This is a genomic window from uncultured Winogradskyella sp. (genome assembly GCF_937958655.1).
Taxonomy (GTDB): Bacteria; Bacteroidota; Bacteroidia; order Flavobacteriales; family Flavobacteriaceae; genus Winogradskyella.
This window is the reverse complement of sequence record NZ_CALGNH010000025.1, coordinates 15,729-34,983: the sequence shown is the minus strand read 5'-3', so window position 1 is coordinate 34,983 and position 19,255 is coordinate 15,729. Positions and strand designations below refer to the sequence as shown.

Below are 19,255 nucleotides of genomic sequence, written 5' to 3'. Positions count from 1 at the left end.
TTTCTCTTTACTTTATAATAATCTTTTTAGTTATTTTTTCGAAATTATTTTCAATACTAATAACGTAAATACCGCTGTCTAAATCATTAACAGCTATGGTTTGTTCCGTTACATTGCTTTCTAATTTACTAAAAATAACCAAGCGACCTCTAACATCATATAATTTAGCAACACTAGCTTCATTGAGTAAACCCGAGATCACTATATTTCTGTTAGCATAATCATTAAATATCCTTAAATTATTAAGGTTATTGTCTTCTGTAGATAAAGATGAATTATTAAATCTTAAGAAGAAACGACCAGAATCATTTAATGTAGTAGTAGGTGTTAATATAAAATCGCTAGCGTTTAATAGCGTAGAGGATTGATTTAATTGATCCTCTAAATAAACATTGACGTAATTTGGAAGACTACTTTCCGCAATACTCACAGTTAGTTGCTCACCTATATTACTGTTAATACCTAACGGAATTAAAATATCACTAAAATCATTTTGACTTAGAGACTGAATAGCCATTGCTAAATCTGTGTTTTCTTCGGTTAAATAAGAATGGATTGAAAAAGAAGAAGGACTACCTCCCCAAACTTGGGCATCGTAACCAACATCTAAACCGCGAGTAGCATTAGGATTAAAATAAAAATCCGTAAAGTAGTTGCTTTCACCTTTGTTGAGGCGCAGTTTTACATGACTAATAGCAGAGTTAGACGCCGTAAGCGAACTGCCTGTAATAAAATCATCTCCTTGTCCTATAGAACGCATAGATGGACTAAAACTAATTGTACCTCCAGAAGGGTTTGAAGCTACAAAGAATCCTTGTCCAGGTGCAATTAAGGCATTAGGATTAGCATCTGAATAGGCTTGGTTCCATACGGTCCAGCCATTAGCTGCTTCACCATCATAACCATATACAGCTGCACTTGTGGTTTCTAAAATTGAAATATTAGACGCTAAAAAGTCACTTAACGTTATGTAAGATGGATACGGATTACCAATTAGATTCCAGTCCTCAAATAAGGGACCAGAATGAGTTATTGGCACAGAAATAGCACCTGTATTAACGAGACCTCTAAATGTAAAAGTACCATTATCCGTAGATGCAGTTCTGTAACCGATACCAGGATCTAAGGTTGCATTTTCACTAGCACCATAAATATCATAAGATCCTGTTACTTTGTTAAATGGACCAAATAAATATAAGCTGTTATCGCTATTACTTAAGATATTAGAGTTATTAGCTCTAAATACAGGGAAACTCTCACCAGATAACGGAGGAGCAACTAAGTCATTAGACCCAAATCCACCTTGTAAAGTATTATTACTATTTACATGTCTCTTGTAGATGATATTGCCACTTACATTACCATCAGTGATAAGACTTGAATATGTAGATACAGCATTTACAAACGAAGATTGTAACTCTATAAAACCTGTTCCACTAACATCTATGTCACCATTAGTAATGATAGATTTACCAGGATTAACAATAATAGACGCACCAGGATCCACTCTTAAATTATTTATTTCTATATCTGACGTAACGTCGTATTGCCCGCTCATAATAAGTGCATTGTCAGAACCTGTAGTGTCATCAGGCGCGTTAGGCGTCCAAGAGGTACCATCATATACTAAACCATAGATAGGAATACTTAAATTTATAACCACTGCGTCTGTAGTATTGTAAGTTACGGTTAACACAGCATTTTTTCCAAAATCACTACCAGTATGTGAAATAGTTATATCGTGACTCTCATTTGGTTTAATTAATTTAAACGGAATATCACCAGCATTAATAGTAAATTCAGAAGCATCAGGTCCAGTAATAGTCATGCTCTGTAAAATATTACCAATATTACCTTCACTATTTGTTATGGGGATTACTTTAGTTTCTCCAATACCAAATATGACATTAGAATCCCCTGTAAGATTACTTTCTACACTTGGATTACCAAAGGGATTGTCCTGTCCATAGTATTCCATATTTTTTTGATTACCACCACCACGTACAGGTGAGCCACCAGCAACATGAATTCCATTACCAGAAACAATACCTTGAGTACCATGTCTTTGATAGTTTAAGTTATCTCCAACAGACCAAGACTCTGAAACCGGATCATAAATTTCGGTAATAGCAAAAGAATTAGCACTAGATGGTGCCTCTCCACCTGCAATAAGTAATTGGTCTTCAAAATTTGCCACTATAGCACCAGCACGTGGTGTTGGTAAATTTTGAGCTGAAGGCAGTGTCATCCAACTCTGTGTTGCAAAATCATAAACATCTACTTCTGACAGAACTCCATCAAAAACGCTTCCTATTTGGCTGGTTTGTCTGCCTGACGCAGCGTATAGTTTACCATTGATTACAGTAGCATGAAAGTGATCTCTTGCTGTTGGTGCATCAGTTAATTGTGTCCATGTCCCTGTTGCAGGATCATACTCATCCAACCAACTCACAAAACCACCATCATGCCCATCACTATTACCTCCAACTACATAAAATTTATCATTGTAAACAACGAGTCCAGCTGCACCTCTTTTTCTGGTTGCAGGTATTTCAGGACCTTGAATCCATTCTTCTGTGTCTGGATTGAAAGCCCATACAAAATCAGCAGGGACTTCATCTGGATAATTATTAGTTCTAAACGCACCAATAACCCAAATTAGACCTTGATATTCCACAGCCTGAAAATGGTTAAATTCAACTGGTGCCGAATTGTTTAATGAATTCCAAGTATCCGTTGTATAGTCGTAAACATCTAAAGTCTGAGCACTTTCTCTACCGCCAAACAAGTAAAATTTATCACCGGCTTGTACAAAAGAACACTCATGTCTTGCAATGTAAGATTCGTCTTCATTTTTATCTGTCCAAAAATTAGTTAAATTAGTAACTGTCCAAGTAAATTCTATAGAGATATCTTCGGAATAAGGTTTGGTGGCTGTAACGGTAACTGTATGGATACCATCATTATTAGGTCCACCGTTTATTGCTGCGACATCAATAGTTCCAATGATTTGACCATTTGTTGGTTCAACAGATAAGCCAGCTGGTTGGCCGGTTATATTATAAGTTATATTACCATTAGGGTCACCACCACTGCCAGCAATTACTAATGTACTAGATTCACCTACTTGATTAGTTTGGTCAGCTATAGAATTTAAAGTTAAGATGGGAAATTCGTTCTCAATAGGAAGCCATCTTGTATCATCTAAGGGCTCATCAATTCCATCTACTCCTCCATTAGACACAATTAAGCGACTACCAAATGCTTTGGCCGAAGGTGCTAATAAATTCTCTGGAAGTTCGCAAAGTTCACTCCAAGAATTATTAACAATATCATATTGAGTTATGTCATCATAGAAAAAGGAATTCCCTTGTCTTCCACCTACAATAATAATCTTTCCATTATGGACGAGTGTACCAGGTTCAAAATGAGATCTTGCAGAAGGCAAATCTGCAAGTGATGCCCACGTATCTGTTTCTGGATCGTAAACATCTAAATCGTCTTGATCTACAATTAAGGATTCCTGATCATGGTTATATTGACCACCAATGGCGTAGATTAAGCCATTAAAGCTAACTGCACTTAAATGATTTCTTGCATTTGGTAGTGCAGCAGCTGTAGTCCAACCAGCAGCTTGATTATTGACATCTAAAACATAATGGTCATCTACATCTGTTCTTCTATCAGGAAGAAGTCCACCAACGTAATGGATTTTACCATTATTAAAAGCTATAGCTCCAGACCCTCTACGAACAGGTAGTGCTGGTCCCGTGCTCCAAGAATCGTTAACAGTATCATAAATTTGAACTATATCCGTAGCAACACCAGGATGATTACCTTCAAAACCAGATACAATCCATACATCTGTTCCTACTACTGCAATGCCAAAATGAGTTACTGGAATAGGCATTGAAGCTCCTGTAGACCAAGTATCTGTAGTGGTGTCAAATATTTCTGTTGCACCAGTAATGATTAAATTATCTAAGAACCCAGCAAACACATACATTTTATCACCAACTCTTGCACTAGGTGATTCTATTTTCTCTAATGAGGAATTAGGTAAATCGGTCCAAATACATGCTCCAGGGGAAAGTACATTTATTTGTATAGTGTCAGTATTTGTATTTCCTCCATCATCAGTTATAGTTAATGTCACAGTATATGATCCATCTTGGGTATAAGTATAAGAAGGATTGATACCTGTATCAGTGTCCCCATTTCCAAAGTCCCAATCGTAGCTCACAATAGCATCGTTATCATCGGTAGAATTACTTCCTGAAAACGTCACATTTAAGGGAGCTTCACCCGAAACAGGATTGGCAGATATCACAGCATTTGGGGCAAAGTTCGCGTTTCCAGATAACCCAATAACTTCAATGGCATTAATAAGCGGGTTCTCTGTCTGATGATCAAAACTAACATTTAGCTGACCGTCGGTAACAGTAACAGAATGACTTAACATTCCTGCAACTCTATGACCAAATCTACTAATTAGGTCTAAGTTATTTTCAACCACAACACCCTCAATTAGAATATCAAAAATTCTATCTCCAATGTCATTGGTGCCATTAAACGTATTTCCAACATAAAGATTTACTGTATAATTTCCATTAGCTATAGGTATAGAAAAATCCATTTCTTGACCAGATCTTTCATCATAGCGCTCTCCACCGAAAATACCGTTAAAAGTAACCTCATCAATATAATTAGGGATTGAGCTGTCTCTATTGGCATATTGCATATTACCAGGTGCATTTCTACCAGTATTTACTGAAAACGATGTTCCAGTGTAGGCGAAATCTGTAGGTGTTGCTTCCCAATCGGGACCATTATCTGTGCTGCTTACATCCGAAGTACTTCCTGCACTAATACGTACAAGCGGTATTTCACTGACCACCTCAGATGTTAGAGACACTATAGTAGGGCTGTTAGTACCGTTATGTACAATTTCTACCGATGCTGTTTTGGTTCCAGCTGTATTATCTGGCGTAAACGCAATAGGTATTAATATATTAGACTGAGGGCCTACGGATAGCGGTACACTCAAGTTTGTACTGAATAAATTTGCATTTGCACCAGTAAAATTAATTTGAGTAATCTCAATTGCTCCTAAAGCAGGACTACCAAGATTTTTTACCTCTAGATTTAATTCGTTTACACTACCGCCTGAATTGGACTGACCAAAATCTAAGGTGTTTACTATTGGATCTAAAATACGTGCTGAATCTTCAATTACATTCATAAAATCCCATGTGGCTATATATTCACTTCCAGAAGTACCAGAAGTACTAATGATACCTACTGCTAGTCCTTTACTATCGTTAGGGTCTAGAAAACTGGTTGGTAAATTTATTGCAGAGCCTAGTGTATTTATGTTAATACCATTATCTAAAGAATAATATATTAAAGCACTGTTGGTACTTGGATTTACTGAAATATATAAGTCTATACCTGTTGTTTGTAAAAGATTAGCAACATCGTAAGTTGTTGAGGTACTAACACCACCATCTTCTATAACAACTTCGAATCCGTAGGTAGTATCTGCAGAAGAAACTCCGTCCATTGCAACAACTTTAAGATAGTTGTCTTGATCTCCATTACCCATAAAAATTCCATAGGATTGGGTTGTCAATGGTGCATTACCATTAAAGGGAGTTTCTAATTTTGAATGTACTGTAAAGGGGTTAGAGTTTGTATCTACATTAATACCAAACTGAAAGGCATTCTCTTGCGTATTTGTGGCACCTAAAGCATCTCCTGAGGATACTAAATCTACAGTAGCCTTGCCACCAGCACCACCAAAAGAAAGGTTTTCAGGATCATACTGATTTAAATAATCCGTAGTACCAGAAGGATCTAATTGTAGGCCAGTAAAACCTAAACCAAAGAAACCTGTACCAGGATCATTGTTTAAAAATGGATAATTTATTGGGAGATTAGTAGAAAGTCCATTTTGAGCATCAATAGCGAAGGCGTCTTGTACATCTAAAATGCCGTCATTATCATCATCAGTATCAGTTAGATCAGAAATAAAATCAAAGTCATTATCGGTAGGTCGGCTTCCCGCCGAGCAATGATTTGTACCATTAGCAATTTCATCATCGTTTGTAAAACCGTCATTATCATAATCTTCTGTTCCTACATATTGAGCATCTCCAGGATTAAAGCAGTCTCCGAAATCAGCAGGTTCAAAAATAGTAATATCATTTGCGCCATAGGTAACCACCCAAATAGTACCTGGGTAAATTTGGGAATCGTCGCGTGCAATTAAATCTAACGGAATACTTCCAAAACCATTAAGAAATCCATTGTCTTGGGACAACAAAGTAACACCATCAGTGTCAAACTCATAACGGTTAATGTTACCATTGAATGATGCCGTAAGAATATCTCCTTGCATAGCTCCACCAAAATTAGTGGCCTTATATTCACAAATTCCGTTTGTAGATGAATTTACGATATCCAAAATATTAACATCTGGGCTAGATGCGGAACGAATATAATTTCCTTGTCTAGAATCATCAGGGAAGTCAGCCATTGTAAAACCCGTTGGACTGAAATAACCGCTAACGCCACTTATTAATGCAGACCAATCATAGGATGCATTTTCCACCCATGTTGAGCCGTCATATTCATATTTATATACTCTAGCTCGGTCAGGGAAAGCTCTTATCGGTACAGGATGTCCACCATAATAATTATTGTTTAGATCACTCGTAGTGCCTACATAATGCAAGGCGTCACCAAGATCAAACCCGTTTTCAATATTAAATTCACCCGTTATATAATCACCAGCATTTGGATCGTACACTGTGGAATTGTTTAGTGTTCCTTTTAAAACATCATTACTGTCTTTAATTAATGGCGTGCCGCCCCATCCTGCATTAGGGCCATTATCTGAGGTAAAAATTCGATTATCTGTTGTAACTACTACATCATAAGCATTTCTATAGCCTGGGGAAAAGATTTGAACCGGTCCACCAGCTTCTGGGAAGGTTTGATTAAGACCATTGTTACCTCCAAAAGGATCTCCTAAATCAATAATAGCATTGAACATTGGGTGTGAGGCATCGTAAGGAAAATTAGGATCTGTATTATCAATATCAGCGCGCTCAGGGTCGTTAAGAGAAGGTAAATCGTAAATGAATGCCGTATTACCCGTTCTAGGATCAAAATATGGGCCACCATTATTTGATTCCATCTGTTCAAGTTGTGTCAAATTTATTTTTAGTAACGCACCACTTAGATAATATTCTGATGAGCCTGCAAAATTATTACTTGGTGCACCTTGGTTGGTATTTCCTCCTACTTGCATAAGTAGATAGGTTATTCCTCCATCGGTGTATAAATCCATTCCATTGGTAGAGTGATTTTCTTCGCAACGTGGTAGTCCTCTTACTAAATCTACTTTTAACCAAGCAGTACCATTCCAAGTAAGGCGTGATAAAACACCAGAGTTAGTGTCTAAGTTAACATCATTACCAGCGGCTCCACCACCACCTATTCTAGAGTCCGAACTTGTAACGTATAATATAGGATTTGCAGCGGTTCCTGAGGTGAGGAGTCCTGTTATCTGCCTAGCCTGCGAAGAGTTGTTTGTGCCATCATCATTATGATTTGGCGTATTGTTTTTAATTAGTGTTATCTCGTTAGTATTGGTAATAGAGTAAGATCCACTGCCTGGGGCTGCGCCATCTCTAGTAACATCATACTCCCAAATTGTACCATCTTGCTGTGAAACATAGAGTTTGCCATTTGGTCCAAAGTCTAGCGATGTTGGGTTGTTGATATTAGCGCCAACAAGACCAGAAGATCCAAAGCTTATTTGCGCATTAATAGTTAATTGGCTAGTTAAAAGAAGTAATCCAAATAACAGCGTTTTTAAATTTAGACACATAACATGTAAATTTAGGTTTAATTATTTTTTTTCTTTAAGCAATTTTTAGTCATTTACATAGTTAAATGACTGCTTTTTTTAAGGGTAAAAAAGGGAGGTTAAAATTAATGAAAAAAGTCGTAATCTATTGTTTTGTAGATGTTTTGCATTATTAATCGATGAACAACATATGGGTTGAAAATAGTTGAAGTAAAAGGTATTTAGCTGATCGCAGAAATAATTGGGTTATATTAGATTTAATATTTTATTATAAACTAAACTTATAAATATTTCCACCCTTGCTACCATTACGTTCGTCGGTTATTAATACTTCAGTATTACTCTTAAAACATATACCCTCTTTTTGGGAGTTATGTCCAAATTTTAATAGTTTAATATCGCCAGAAAAGAAATCATCGCTATCAAAATTACTGAGTTTCCAGAGTTTGTCATTATTTAACAATACAACGGTAGTGCCATCAGTACTAATGTCAGCAGCTGTTATTTTATTATTCTTACCATTGAGATTATAGTCTGAGCGAATGATAGCCTCGTGACGGCCAGGTGTGTTAGGTACCTTTAACACTATGAATTTTTTACTTTCTTTACTAAGGATGTAAAAATTTTTATTCAATAAAAAGAACGCTTCAAAGTCTTTAGAATCTTGGTTTTTTGGTAAGGTAAACGCTATGATTTCAGCTTCAACACTAGGTTTAGTTAAATCTTGATGTTTAATTTTTAGAATTCTAAAAATCTTTCGTTTTTTGTTATTATTCCCAAAGTCACCAATGTAAATATTTCCATATTTATCAGAAGTTAAATCTTCCCAATCTATATTACTGGCATTGGTAATAAAGATGTCTTTAACGCTATGTCCATTTTCATTAAGTCCGTACAGTAGACTATCGTTGCCAGAGTCTTGTATGGTCCAAATAAGATCTGATTGCGAGGTTAATTCCGCAGCAGAAGCCTCTTTTATACTATTGTTAATAGTGCCAAGGATTTTTAATTGGCCAGTAGATTGACAAGAGAAAGCAATAAGCAAAACAAAAATTAGTCTTTTAATATATATCATTGTAGTTTTATTGTGTTTTAAGGATACGTATAGAAATCTTTAATCACAAAGAATAAGTTATAAAATCTTCTTAAATAAAGTATTGAGCAAACAAAAAGACATCGTAATTATAGGAGGTGGAGCTGCTGGTTTTTTCGCTGCTATTAATATTGCTGAGCAGCATCCAAATCGTTCGGTAACTATTTTAGAGCGTGGTAAAACAGGGCTTCAAAAAGTAAAGATTTCTGGTGGTGGACGCTGTAATGTAACCCATGCAGAATTTATACCATCAGAATTGGTTCTTAATTATCCAAGAGGAGAGAAAGAACTTTTAGGACCCTTTCATTCATTTATGACAGCAGATACCATAGCTTGGTTTGAGGAGCGTGGAGTAGAATTAAAAATTGAAGATGATGGCAGAATGTTTCCTGTATCTAATTCATCCCAAACGATTATTGATTGTTTTATAAACCAGGCTAAAAAGCATAATGTTGAAGTACGTTATAATCATGCTGTAAAGTCAATAGATCCATGTTATACTGAGCTTCCTTATACAGAACATAGTGGAAGTGAAGCGTCTCTAAACCAAAGCAATTTTAAGATAGAAACTTCTCAAGGAGAATTTAAATGCAATAAACTAATTGTAGCTACAGGAAGCAATCCAAAAATATGGAAATTGCTAGAAGATTTGGGTCATAAAATTGTGCAACCAGTGCCATCATTGTTCACTTTTGATATTAAGGATAGTCGTATTAAGGACATACCAGGAGTAGTGGTAAAAGATGTTGAGGTAAGTGTTTTAGAAACAAATTTAGTGTCCCAAGGGCCTTTGTTAATTACCCATGTTGGGTTTAGCGCACCAGCAATTTTAAAGCTTTCAGCCTTCGGTGCTATAGCATTGGCTGAATTACATTATAATTTCAAAATACAAGTCAATTTTATAAAACAAGATTTTGAAGATTGTGTGATTCGGCTTAAAGATTTAAAACAAGAATTAGCTAAAAAACAAGTTGTTGGGACATCACAGTTCTATTTGCCAAAACGCTTATGGAAACAATTAGTTTTAGCATCTTGCATAGCGGATACAGAACGTTGGGCAGATCTTAATAAAGTTCAATTAGAAAATTTATCCAACCAATTAACTAAAGCCATATTTAAGGTTACTGGCAAAAGTACTTTTAAAGATGAATTTGTAACCGCAGGAGGAGTCAATCTAAAAGAAGTAAACTTTAAAACCTTTGAAAGTAAACGTGTACCTCATTTATATTTTGCAGGTGAAGTGCTAAATATAGATGCCGTTACAGGTGGATTTAATTTTCAGAATGCTTGGACAGGAGGATATATAGTTGCAAAATCCATTCTGCATTAATCCTATTGCTTTTTTAGAATCTTTTCAAAATTTGAATGTTAAATAATTTTCTATTTTATATAATATATATATATTAGATATATAAATTTTATATATAATGGGAAAAACAAAAAAACTCATAGAATTAGATGATAAAGCCATTGAAATTCTAGAAAAGCAGGCAAAACTTCAAAAACGGTCCTTGAAAAATTATATAGAATACACACTCGAAGACCAGGCACTACGCTTTAGTGAACCCTCTGAAGCTTATAAAAGAATCATGGATGATATGATAGATAGAATGGACAAGGGAGAAGTTAAGTTTACATCTGTTTCTGAAGTATTAAAACAATATGGAAGAAAACTTTAGTTTTTCGGAGGACGCAAAACGAGAATTACATAGAATTGCATGTTATTTTGAATATCTAGAAAAAGGCGATCAATTCTTTAACGATTTTATAAGGCAGTTAAATTTATTGAAGCAGTTCCCATATTCTTTTCAAGTGAGATATAAGGATGTTCGTATCGTGGCACTTGAAAATTATCCGTATTCCTTACATTACAGAGTAATTAAAGGTCATATTTATATTGTACATGTTTTAAATCAATCACAAGATTACTAAATGCAAACCTCCATAGCTCTATTAAGAGGCGTAAATGTAGGCGGCCATAAAAAAATGCCTATGGCAGACCTTAGAGAATTGTTGGCTAAATCTGGTTTGAAAAATGTAAAAACCTATATGCAAACTGGCAATATATTTTTTCAATCCTCTTTAGAGGATAATAATGCGCTAGAATCAAAAATTAGAATTTTAATAGCAGATCATTTCGGCTTTAAAGTTTCAGTAATTGTGAGAACAAAAGCACAAATACAAACCATATTTAATAATTGCCCTTTTCCTGAGGAAAAGAAACTCAAAAGTTATTTTGCCATGTTATCTCAGGTTCCTGATGCTGAATTACTAGCTGAAGCCAAAGAAAAAACTTATGAGAATGAAGAATACTCCATTATTAATGATGCTATTTATTTCTATTGTGCAAAGGGTTATGGCAATGCAAAATTTAGTCTCAATTATTTTGAAAAAAAGTTAAAAGTAAAAGCTACCGCACGGAATTACAAAACGATGTTAAAACTGTTATCTTTGTCAGAGAATTAAAAAAATCGATGACAGAACAAGATTTTATTCCAAAGTCCTACAGCTTAAACATTAATAGTGGCAAGGTTAAATGGGAATCGCCAAGTAATATAGCCCTTGTTAAATATTGGGGAAAAAAAGCAAATCAAATACCAGAAAATCCATCCATTAGTTTTACACTTTCTAATTGTAAAACAATTACTGAGGTGACTTACACAAAACGAGACCTTTCGACTGCGCTCAAGGTGACAGCAGACTTTAGTTTTGATGTGTATTTTGAAGGTAAACAAAATGAAGCCTTTAGGCCTAAAATTCAAACATTTTTTGATCGTATTGAGGCCTATGTTCCATTTTTAAGAGATTTTCATTTTAAAATCGAAACTTCAAATACCTTTCCGCACAGTTCGGGCATAGCATCTTCTGCTTCAGGCATGAGCGCCTTGGCGTTGTGTTTAATGAGTATTGAATGTGATGTAACTAATACTGTCGTTTCGACAGAGCGAAGAATGAGCGACGAGAAATCTCAAAATTATTTTACCAATAAAGCATCCTTTTTAGCGCGTTTGGGTTCTGGCAGTGCTTGTAGAAGTGTTGAAGGCGAACTCGTAGTTTGGGGACAGAATGAGAGTGCAGAAAGTTCAGATTTGTATGGTGTTAGGTTTAATGGAGAAGTACACCCAAATTTTAAGAATTATCAAGACACCATCCTTTTAGTCGATAAAGGTGAAAAGCAAGTGAGCAGTACGGTTGGGCACAAATTAATGTTTGGTCATCCGTTTGCAAAAGAGCGTTTTTCTCAAGCTCATAACAATATCTCAAAACTGAAAAATAGTTTAGCTTCGGGTGATTTAAAAGCCTTTGTAAAAATAGTAGAAAGTGAAGCTCTGACACTGCATGCCATGATGATGACGAGTATGCCTTATTTTATTTTGATGAAACCAAATACGCTAGAAATCATCAATAAGATTTGGAGCTATAGGGCAGAAATGGACTCTAAAGTCTGCTTTACTTTAGATGCTGGTGCTAATGTCCATTTACTTTATCCTGAAAATGAAAAAGAAACTATTCTTAAATTTATTAAAAATGAATTAGTTAGTCATTGTCAAAACGGTCATTATATTTGTGATCAAGTAGGTTTAGGCGCCAACCAAATCAAAGATTAATCCGTATATTTGTTAACGACTATTTATCTTAAACTATGAAAGGGCCACTTTTTTACTCTAAAATCTTACTTTTTGGGGAATACGGAATCATAAAAGATTCAAAAGGTTTATCCATTCCTTACAATTTTTATAACGGTGCTTTAAAATTGGACGAAAATCCAAAGCAAGAAGCCATAGAATCTAATGAAAGCTTACAGCGTTTTGCAACCTATTTAGCTGGTTTAGATAAAAATTTAGTGCGTTTTGATATTGAGAAATTACAAAAAGATTTGGATGAAGGTATGTATTTCGATTCTTCAATACCTCAAGGCTACGGTGTAGGAAGTAGTGGTGCTTTAGTGGCAGCCATTTATGATAAGTACGCGTCAGATAAAATTACCGTTTTAGAAAATTTAACGCGAGAAAAATTATTGAAGCTTAAGACAATTTTTTCTGAAATGGAGTCTTTTTTTCATGGAAAATCTTCTGGTTTAGATCCTTTAAACAGTTACTTAAGTTTACCTATTTTAATAAATTCTAAAGATAATATAGAGGCAACTGGCATTCCGTCTCAACAAACTGAGGGTAAAGGGGCTGTATTCTTATTAGATAGTGGTATAGTTGGTGAAACCGCACCAATGGTTAGTATTTTTATGGAGAATATGAAAAATGAAGGCTTTAGAAGTATGCTAAAAGACCAGTTTATAAAGCATACAGATGCTTGTGTAGATGATTTCTTAAAAGGGGATATTAAATCTTTGTTTAGAAATACGAAGCAATTATCTAAAGTAGTATTAAATAATTTTAAGCCCATGATACCAAATCAGTTTCATGAACTTTGGAAAAAAGGTATAGAAACTAATGACTACTACTTAAAGTTATGTGGTTCAGGTGGCGGAGGTTACATTTTAGGTTTTACTGAAAATATCGATAGAGCCAAAGAGGCTTTAAAAGGTCAGAAGTTAGAAGTTGTTTACAATTTTTAACGTATGTATCCTAAACTATCACACTGAGCTTGTCGAAGTGTTGTTTTAGGATCTCACACCATTATCCCATGCTTTCTAGACGGCAAAAACATATTCTTCTTAAGTTCTTTAGTTTGTTTTCCGTGGTGCGTGGTTACAATATTTTGGTCGTAGTACTAGCGCAATATTTAGCATCCATTTATATTTTTGCACCTAATATACCACTAAAAGCAGTTCTTTTTGATGTTAATTTGCTTATGCTTGTCTTAGCATCAGCAGCGGCAATAGCGGCAGGTTATATTATTAATAACTTTTACGATTCTGAGAAAGATTTAATTAATAGACCAACAAAAACAATGCTAGATAGGTTGGTGAGCCAAAACACCAAGTTATCCTTTTATTTTGTGCTTAATTTTTTGGCTGTTGTATTTGCAAGTTATGTATCATTTAAAGCAGTTATATTTTTTTCCATTTATATTTTTGCGATTTGGTTGTATTCGCATCGTTTAAAAAAGCAGCCAATGACGGGTAATTTAGTATCTGCAATACTCACCGTAATACCTTTTTTCGCTATTTTTATTTATTATAAAAACTTTGAAACGGTCATATTCGCTCATGCTATTTTTCTCTTTTTATTAATATCAATGCGCGAGTTGACCAAAGATTTAGAGAATATAAAAGGAGATTTGGCTTTAAATTATAAAACGGTTCCTGTGGTATATGGAGAAAAAACATCAAAACTAATTATAACATTTTTAGTGATCTCAACTTTAGTATCATGTGTTATATTAATTTTGTTTTTCAAAATTGGAGCAATGCAATATTTCTTTTATTTAAGTGTAATGTTGCTCATTGTTTTTCTACTGATATTGTGGAAATCAACTAAGAAAATGCACTATCTCTTACTTCATAATATCCTTAAGTTTATTATAGTAGCAGGTGTATTTTCTATTTTATTAATCGATGTTTCTATTGTATTAAATCGTATATAACATGAAATCTACCTTAAAAATAGCTATGGCGCAAATCGCACCTGTTTGGTTAAATAAAAGCGCTACTTTAAGAAAAATTGAAAATTCTATTAAGGACGCAGCAAACGACAATTGCGAACTCATTGTTTTTGGCGAAGCACTGTTGCCTGGTTATCCGTTTTGGTTAGCGCTTACCGGAGGCGCAGAATGGAACACAAAGGTCAATAAAGAATTGCATGCCCACTATGTTAATAATTCTATTTGTATAGAAAAAGGTGAGTTAGATTCGGTTTGTACTTTAGCAAAAGCACATAAAATTGCGATTTATTTAGGGATTATGGAACGTCCTTTAGATAGAGGAGGTCATAGTATTTATGCATCCTTGGTTTATATCAATGAAAATGGCGAGGTTAAATCTGTCCACAGAAAACTACAACCAACCTACGATGAACGACTAACTTGGTCGCCCGGTGATGGCAATGGTCTGCAAGTTCATCCTTTAAAAGCGTTTACCGTTGGTGGGCTTAACTGCTGGGAAAACTGGATGCCTTTGCCAAGAGCAGCATTATACGGCCAAGGAGAAAATCTGCATATAGCCGTTTGGCCAGGAAGTGACCATAACACCAAAGATATAACACGTTTTATTGCAAGAGAGGCCCGCTCTTATGTGGTTTCTGTATCAAGTTTAATGTCTAAGTCAGATTTTCCAAATGACACACCACATTTAGAAGCCATTCTTAAAAATGCACCAGATAGGTTGGCCAATGGAGGAAGTTGCATTGCAGGACCAGATGGTGAGTGGATTGTTGAGCCTGTTTTGCATAAGGAAGGATTAATTATTCATACTATTGATTTTAACCGCGTGTTGGAAGAGCGTCAAAATTTTGACCCAGTTGGCCATTACTCAAGGCCAGACGTCACCAAGCTAATTGTAAATAGAGAGCGACAGTCTACGGTTGAAGTTAATTAATTTTATTAATGAGTTTATCTATCCTATAGTTTAAATCTCTAATTAAGATATCTTTTTCTTTTAATCTAGTCTCATATTGTTCAATAAGTCTATTCATGAGGCCATCCTCTTCAGATTGATTTTGAGGAATAATCTTATCTAGTTTTAAGAAATCGTCAATGGCTATTTTGTAAAGGTCACTTAATCTATCAATATAGTTTATCCAAGCACTTGTACTGCCGTTTTCTATTCTACTATAAGTTGCTTGAGAAATGTTAAGCATGTCAGCAACTTCTTCCTGTGAATAGTTTTGCTCTTTTCTAAGTTCCTTTATTTTTATCCCTATCAATCTATTCATTCACATTTATTTAAGATAATATTCAAAAATAGATTAATTATATTCAATTACTGAATTAGAATGCAGAATAAATGCCATTAATTTTGTTCCATTGTTAACATAATAAAATAGTATTATGAAAAAAATTAGTGTTTTATTAGTCGTTTTATTGATTTTCACTTCTTGTTCAAAAGAAGAGGCAAATGTAAATGAGCAGATTGTTAATGATGAAGCTTTTTCAAAGTCTAATATAACAAATATTGAAAATGAGATTAGAAAAATCGATTTTTCTAATGTTGCAAATTGGGACGAGAATCAATCTAAAACTATACTTATGCCTGTGATAAATGAAACCATTAAGTTGCTTAATAATGAGGGTATAAGTAATCAAGAAATTATCGATGAGTTTGGAAGTTTGGACAATCCTGAGATTTTGTATCTTTCAATGGGAATAGTTGAGTACGAAGGTCAGTCTTCATATCAGAAGGGTGATACAGTAGATTGTTTATTAAGAGCTACTGGTTTAGATGCTTTTCATCAAGGTTTTTGGAATTCTTTTTCCAATAGAAGAGCACTTTTGAGAGCAGTAGGTAGAGTTGCAACAAGAACCTTAGGGTGGTTTGGTGCAGCACTAATTGTAGCTGATTTCGCTCATTGTATGTGGGGATAAAATAGATTTATTATGAAATGGTTTTATCTTATAATGTCGATATACTTTTCAATCCTTATAGTGATTGGCTTATATAATTATTTGAAGTCACCTGAAAAGTTTAAAAAAGACAAATTGAGAAGTCTAGCTTTATTGGGCTTAGGTATATTTTTTGTGACTGTAACTATTCAAAAGTTCTTTTTTTAAAAAAGAAATTAGATAACGTAAATATAGATTAAAGAGAGCTTCGGCTCTCTTTTTTATTATACCTTTGCAAAAAATTAGAATATGAGCAGAAATCAAGATAGCAAAGGAAAAGGGAAAACTTCAGGAAGAGGAAATGCTAAAGGTAAATCCAAAGGATTTCCTAAAGGAAATGCTCCTTTTAAGAAGAAACCTCAATCAAAGAAAGTATCTAACCCAGACGAAATTCGTCTAAATAAATATGTAGCAAATTCTGGTATGTGCTCTCGTCGTGAAGCTGATGAAAATATTGCGATAGGTTTGGTTTCTGTCAACGGTAAGGTCGTAACAGAAATGGGCTATAAGGTTAAACGCACTGATGATGTTCGTTTTGATGGTCAGCGGATTATGCCAGAAGCTAAAGTGTATGTATTATTAAATAAACCCAAAGGTTTTGCAACAACAACGGCGGAAGGTAAGGGAAGAACTGTTATGGATTTGGTAGCTAATGCCACAAGTGCTAATATTAAACCTATTGGTCGATTAGGACGAAATTCTTTAGGACTATTACTGTTTACCAACGATGATAAAGTAATGCAGAAATTTACCAATTCTAAAAATGGTGTAGCCCGTTTATTTCAAGTAGAATTAGATAAAAATTTAAAATTTGAAGACCTTAAGAAAATCCAAGAAGGCTTTAAGGTAGGTGGAAAATTAATTGCTGTTGAAGAAGTTAGTTACATAGATGGTGAATCTAAGAATAAGTTAGGTATAAAGATTAAAAATACAGGTAACTCTATCTTACGTACCATTTTTGAAACCTTAAAATACGATTTAGTAAAAATAGATTGTGTAGCCATAGGTCATTTAACTAAAAAAGATATTCCTAGAGGTCATTGGAAGCATCTTACACTACAAGAGATTAATACGCTGAAGATGTTATAATCCTTAGATAAATAAATCTGAAGATAAATACTTGTCGCCACGATCACAGATAATACTCACTATAATACCACTTTCTAATTCATTAGCAAGTTTTAAAGCAGCAGTGGTAGCGCCACCACTACTCATACCAGCTAAAATACCTTCTTCTTTTGCCAATCTACGGGTCATAGCAACAGCTTCTTCTTGGCTAACTTCAATAACACGATCTACTTTAGAAGCATTAAAAATTTTAGGCAAATAAGCCTCTGGCCATTTTCTAATGCCAGGTATTTTAGAATTATCAGATGGTTGTACACCTACAATTTTAACATCTTTGTTTTGTTCTTTTAAATAGGTTGATGTTCCCATAATGGTTCCTGTGGTTCCCATAGCCGAGACAAAATGGGTAACAGCACCTTCGGTATCTCTCCAAATTTCTGGGCCCGTAGATTTGTAATGGGCTTTCCAGTTGTCATTATTTTCAAATTGATTAAAAGAAAAGTAACCTTCGTTTTTTACCTTATCTATGGCATAATCGCGAGCACCTTCTATACCATTGGGATGCAAAGTTACTTTAGCTCCATAGGCTTTCATGGTTTGTGTGCGTTCTTTTGTTGCTGTTTCTGGCATCACAAGCTCTATGTCTAAACCATAAATAGCCGCAATCATTGCAAGCGCTATACCTGTATTGCCACTAGTGGCTTCAATTAATTTTGAAGTTTTATTTATTCGCTTAGCGTCTAATGCACTTTTAATCATATTGTAAGCGGCTCTGTCCTTTACACTACCTCCAGGATTGTTACCCTCTAGCTTAAAATATAGACTTACATTAGGATTAGTATGTAATGCTGTAGATTTTACAAGCGGAGTATTTCCTATTCTATCTATTAAAGACTTGTTCATTTAGCTTGGGTTTTTAGTGTAAATTTCAACCTTATGATTATGAACTACGGTTGAGTTATCTGGTACGGAAGTGGTGAGCCATGTGTTACCACCTATAATGCTATTTTCCCCAATAACAGTGTCTCCACCAAGTATGGTTGCATTGGCATAAATGGTCACATTATTTTTTATTGTTGGGTGACGTTTTGTAAACTGATCTTGTTTTCTTACAATTAAAGCACCTAGAGTTACACCTTGGTATATTTTTACATTATTATAGATTTCTGTGGTTTCACCAATAACAACACCTGTACCATGGTCAATAAAAAACGAATGACCTATAGTAGCTCCTGGGTGAATATCAATACCTGTTAATTGGTGAGCGTATTCGGTCATTAACCGAGGAATTATAGGTAGTTTTAGATTATGAAAAATCCTTGCCATTCTATAAATAGAGATCGCAAAAAAACCAGGATATGCTATGTAGATTTCTGCAAGTGATTTTGAAGCAGGATCATTATTAAGAATAGCTTCAGCATCTTTTTTTAAACTAACATATAAATTAGGAATGTTTGTTAAAAAATCGGCCCATCGTTTACACGATTTTCCTTTGGTTTGAGGACATGCAATATCCTTTATGGTTATAAATAGTGGTTCTAAAGTTTTAAACGCGTCTTCTGTATGTGTGCCACTATCAAAAAAAGCTTTAAAAAGTAGCTTGGTAAATCGTTGAGATTCTTCTTTTAGGATCATAGGCACTTTAATTGCCGATTTCTCTTCATTGATTACCATTAATAACTTTTTATCCATTCTAACTTTTTCAATAGGTTAACGATGAT

The 19,255-nt window shown here is 34.6% G+C and carries 15 protein-coding genes; 10 read left to right on the top strand and 5 right to left on the bottom strand.

Annotation, left to right across the window (positions count from 1 at the left end):
• Positions 1-7 precede the first annotated feature (7 nt).
• Both Q0800_RS05095 and Q0800_RS05090 read right to left on the bottom strand, forming a co-directional pair.
• Positions 8-7,897 carry a kelch repeat-containing protein gene (locus Q0800_RS05095; protein WP_299128123.1) on the bottom strand — a complete coding sequence of 2,630 codons (7,890 nt, stop codon included), beginning with the start codon at positions 7,895-7,897 and terminating at the stop codon, positions 8-10.
• Between the two features lie 247 nt (positions 7,898-8,144).
• Positions 8,145-8,951, bottom strand: coding sequence for a hypothetical protein (locus tag Q0800_RS05090; protein WP_299128122.1), 807 nt, complete (start codon positions 8,949-8,951; stop codon positions 8,145-8,147).
• 82 nt (positions 8,952-9,033) lie between these two features.
• Here Q0800_RS05090 and Q0800_RS05085 point away from each other — a divergent pair, with 82 nt between their 5' ends.
• The 8 genes from Q0800_RS05085 (at position 9,034) to Q0800_RS05050 (ending at position 15,462) form a co-directional block, all read left to right on the top strand.
• Positions 9,034-10,299 (top strand): NAD(P)/FAD-dependent oxidoreductase, encoded by a 1,266-nt coding sequence (locus tag Q0800_RS05085; protein WP_299128119.1) that lies wholly within the window; start codon positions 9,034-9,036, stop codon positions 10,297-10,299.
• A gap of 97 nt (positions 10,300-10,396) precedes the next feature.
• On the top strand, positions 10,397-10,648 hold the full coding sequence (locus Q0800_RS05080; protein WP_299128117.1) for a hypothetical protein: 252 nt from the start codon (positions 10,397-10,399) through the stop codon (positions 10,646-10,648).
• Complete coding sequence (locus Q0800_RS05075) at positions 10,632-10,901, top strand: type II toxin-antitoxin system RelE/ParE family toxin (RefSeq protein ID WP_299128116.1); 270 nt, start codon at positions 10,632-10,634, stop codon at positions 10,899-10,901. Before Q0800_RS05080 ends, Q0800_RS05075 begins: the two co-directional genes overlap by 17 nt.
• Positions 10,902-11,435 carry a DUF1697 domain-containing protein gene (locus Q0800_RS05070; RefSeq protein WP_299128115.1) on the top strand — a complete coding sequence of 178 codons (534 nt, stop codon included), beginning with the start codon at positions 10,902-10,904 and terminating at the stop codon, positions 11,433-11,435. It abuts the gene before it with no gap.
• A gap of 8 nt (positions 11,436-11,443) precedes the next feature.
• Complete coding sequence (locus tag Q0800_RS05065; protein WP_299128114.1) at positions 11,444-12,577, top strand: diphosphomevalonate decarboxylase; 1,134 nt, start codon at positions 11,444-11,446, stop codon at positions 12,575-12,577.
• A 35-nt stretch (positions 12,578-12,612) separates the two neighbouring features.
• Positions 12,613-13,542 carry a mevalonate kinase gene (locus tag Q0800_RS05060; RefSeq protein ID WP_299128113.1) on the top strand — a complete coding sequence of 310 codons (930 nt, stop codon included), beginning with the start codon at positions 12,613-12,615 and terminating at the stop codon, positions 13,540-13,542.
• A gap of 68 nt (positions 13,543-13,610) precedes the next feature.
• Positions 13,611-14,513 carry a geranylgeranylglycerol-phosphate geranylgeranyltransferase gene (locus Q0800_RS05055; RefSeq protein ID WP_299128112.1) on the top strand — a complete coding sequence of 301 codons (903 nt, stop codon included), beginning with the start codon at positions 13,611-13,613 and terminating at the stop codon, positions 14,511-14,513.
• Position 14,514: 1 nt separating this feature from the next.
• Positions 14,515-15,462 carry a carbon-nitrogen hydrolase family protein gene (locus Q0800_RS05050; protein WP_299128111.1) on the top strand — a complete coding sequence of 316 codons (948 nt, stop codon included), beginning with the start codon at positions 14,515-14,517 and terminating at the stop codon, positions 15,460-15,462.
• Here the strand turns inward: Q0800_RS05050 and Q0800_RS05045 are convergent.
• Positions 15,455-15,799, bottom strand: coding sequence for a helix-turn-helix transcriptional regulator (locus Q0800_RS05045; protein ID WP_299128110.1), 345 nt, complete (start codon positions 15,797-15,799; stop codon positions 15,455-15,457). The genes Q0800_RS05050 and Q0800_RS05045 overlap by 8 nt on opposite strands.
• 115 nt (positions 15,800-15,914) lie before the next feature.
• On the opposite strand from Q0800_RS05045, the gene Q0800_RS05040 reads away from it, so the two are divergent.
• Both Q0800_RS05040 and Q0800_RS05035 read left to right on the top strand, forming a co-directional pair.
• Positions 15,915-16,448 carry a hypothetical protein gene (locus tag Q0800_RS05040; protein ID WP_299128109.1) on the top strand — a complete coding sequence of 178 codons (534 nt, stop codon included), beginning with the start codon at positions 15,915-15,917 and terminating at the stop codon, positions 16,446-16,448.
• 267 nt (positions 16,449-16,715) lie between these two features.
• On the top strand, positions 16,716-17,555 hold the full coding sequence (locus tag Q0800_RS05035) for a pseudouridine synthase (protein ID WP_299128108.1): 840 nt from the start codon (positions 16,716-16,718) through the stop codon (positions 17,553-17,555).
• A gap of 3 nt (positions 17,556-17,558) precedes the next feature.
• On the opposite strand, the gene cysM is transcribed toward Q0800_RS05035, so the two are convergent.
• Positions 17,559-18,437, bottom strand: a complete 879-nt coding sequence (gene cysM / locus Q0800_RS05030) for a cysteine synthase CysM (RefSeq protein ID WP_299128107.1) — start codon at positions 18,435-18,437, stop codon at positions 17,559-17,561.
• On the bottom strand, positions 18,438-19,226 hold the full coding sequence (gene epsC / locus Q0800_RS05025) for a serine O-acetyltransferase EpsC (protein WP_299128102.1): 789 nt from the start codon (positions 19,224-19,226) through the stop codon (positions 18,438-18,440).
• Between the last annotated feature and the right edge of the window lie 29 nt (positions 19,227-19,255).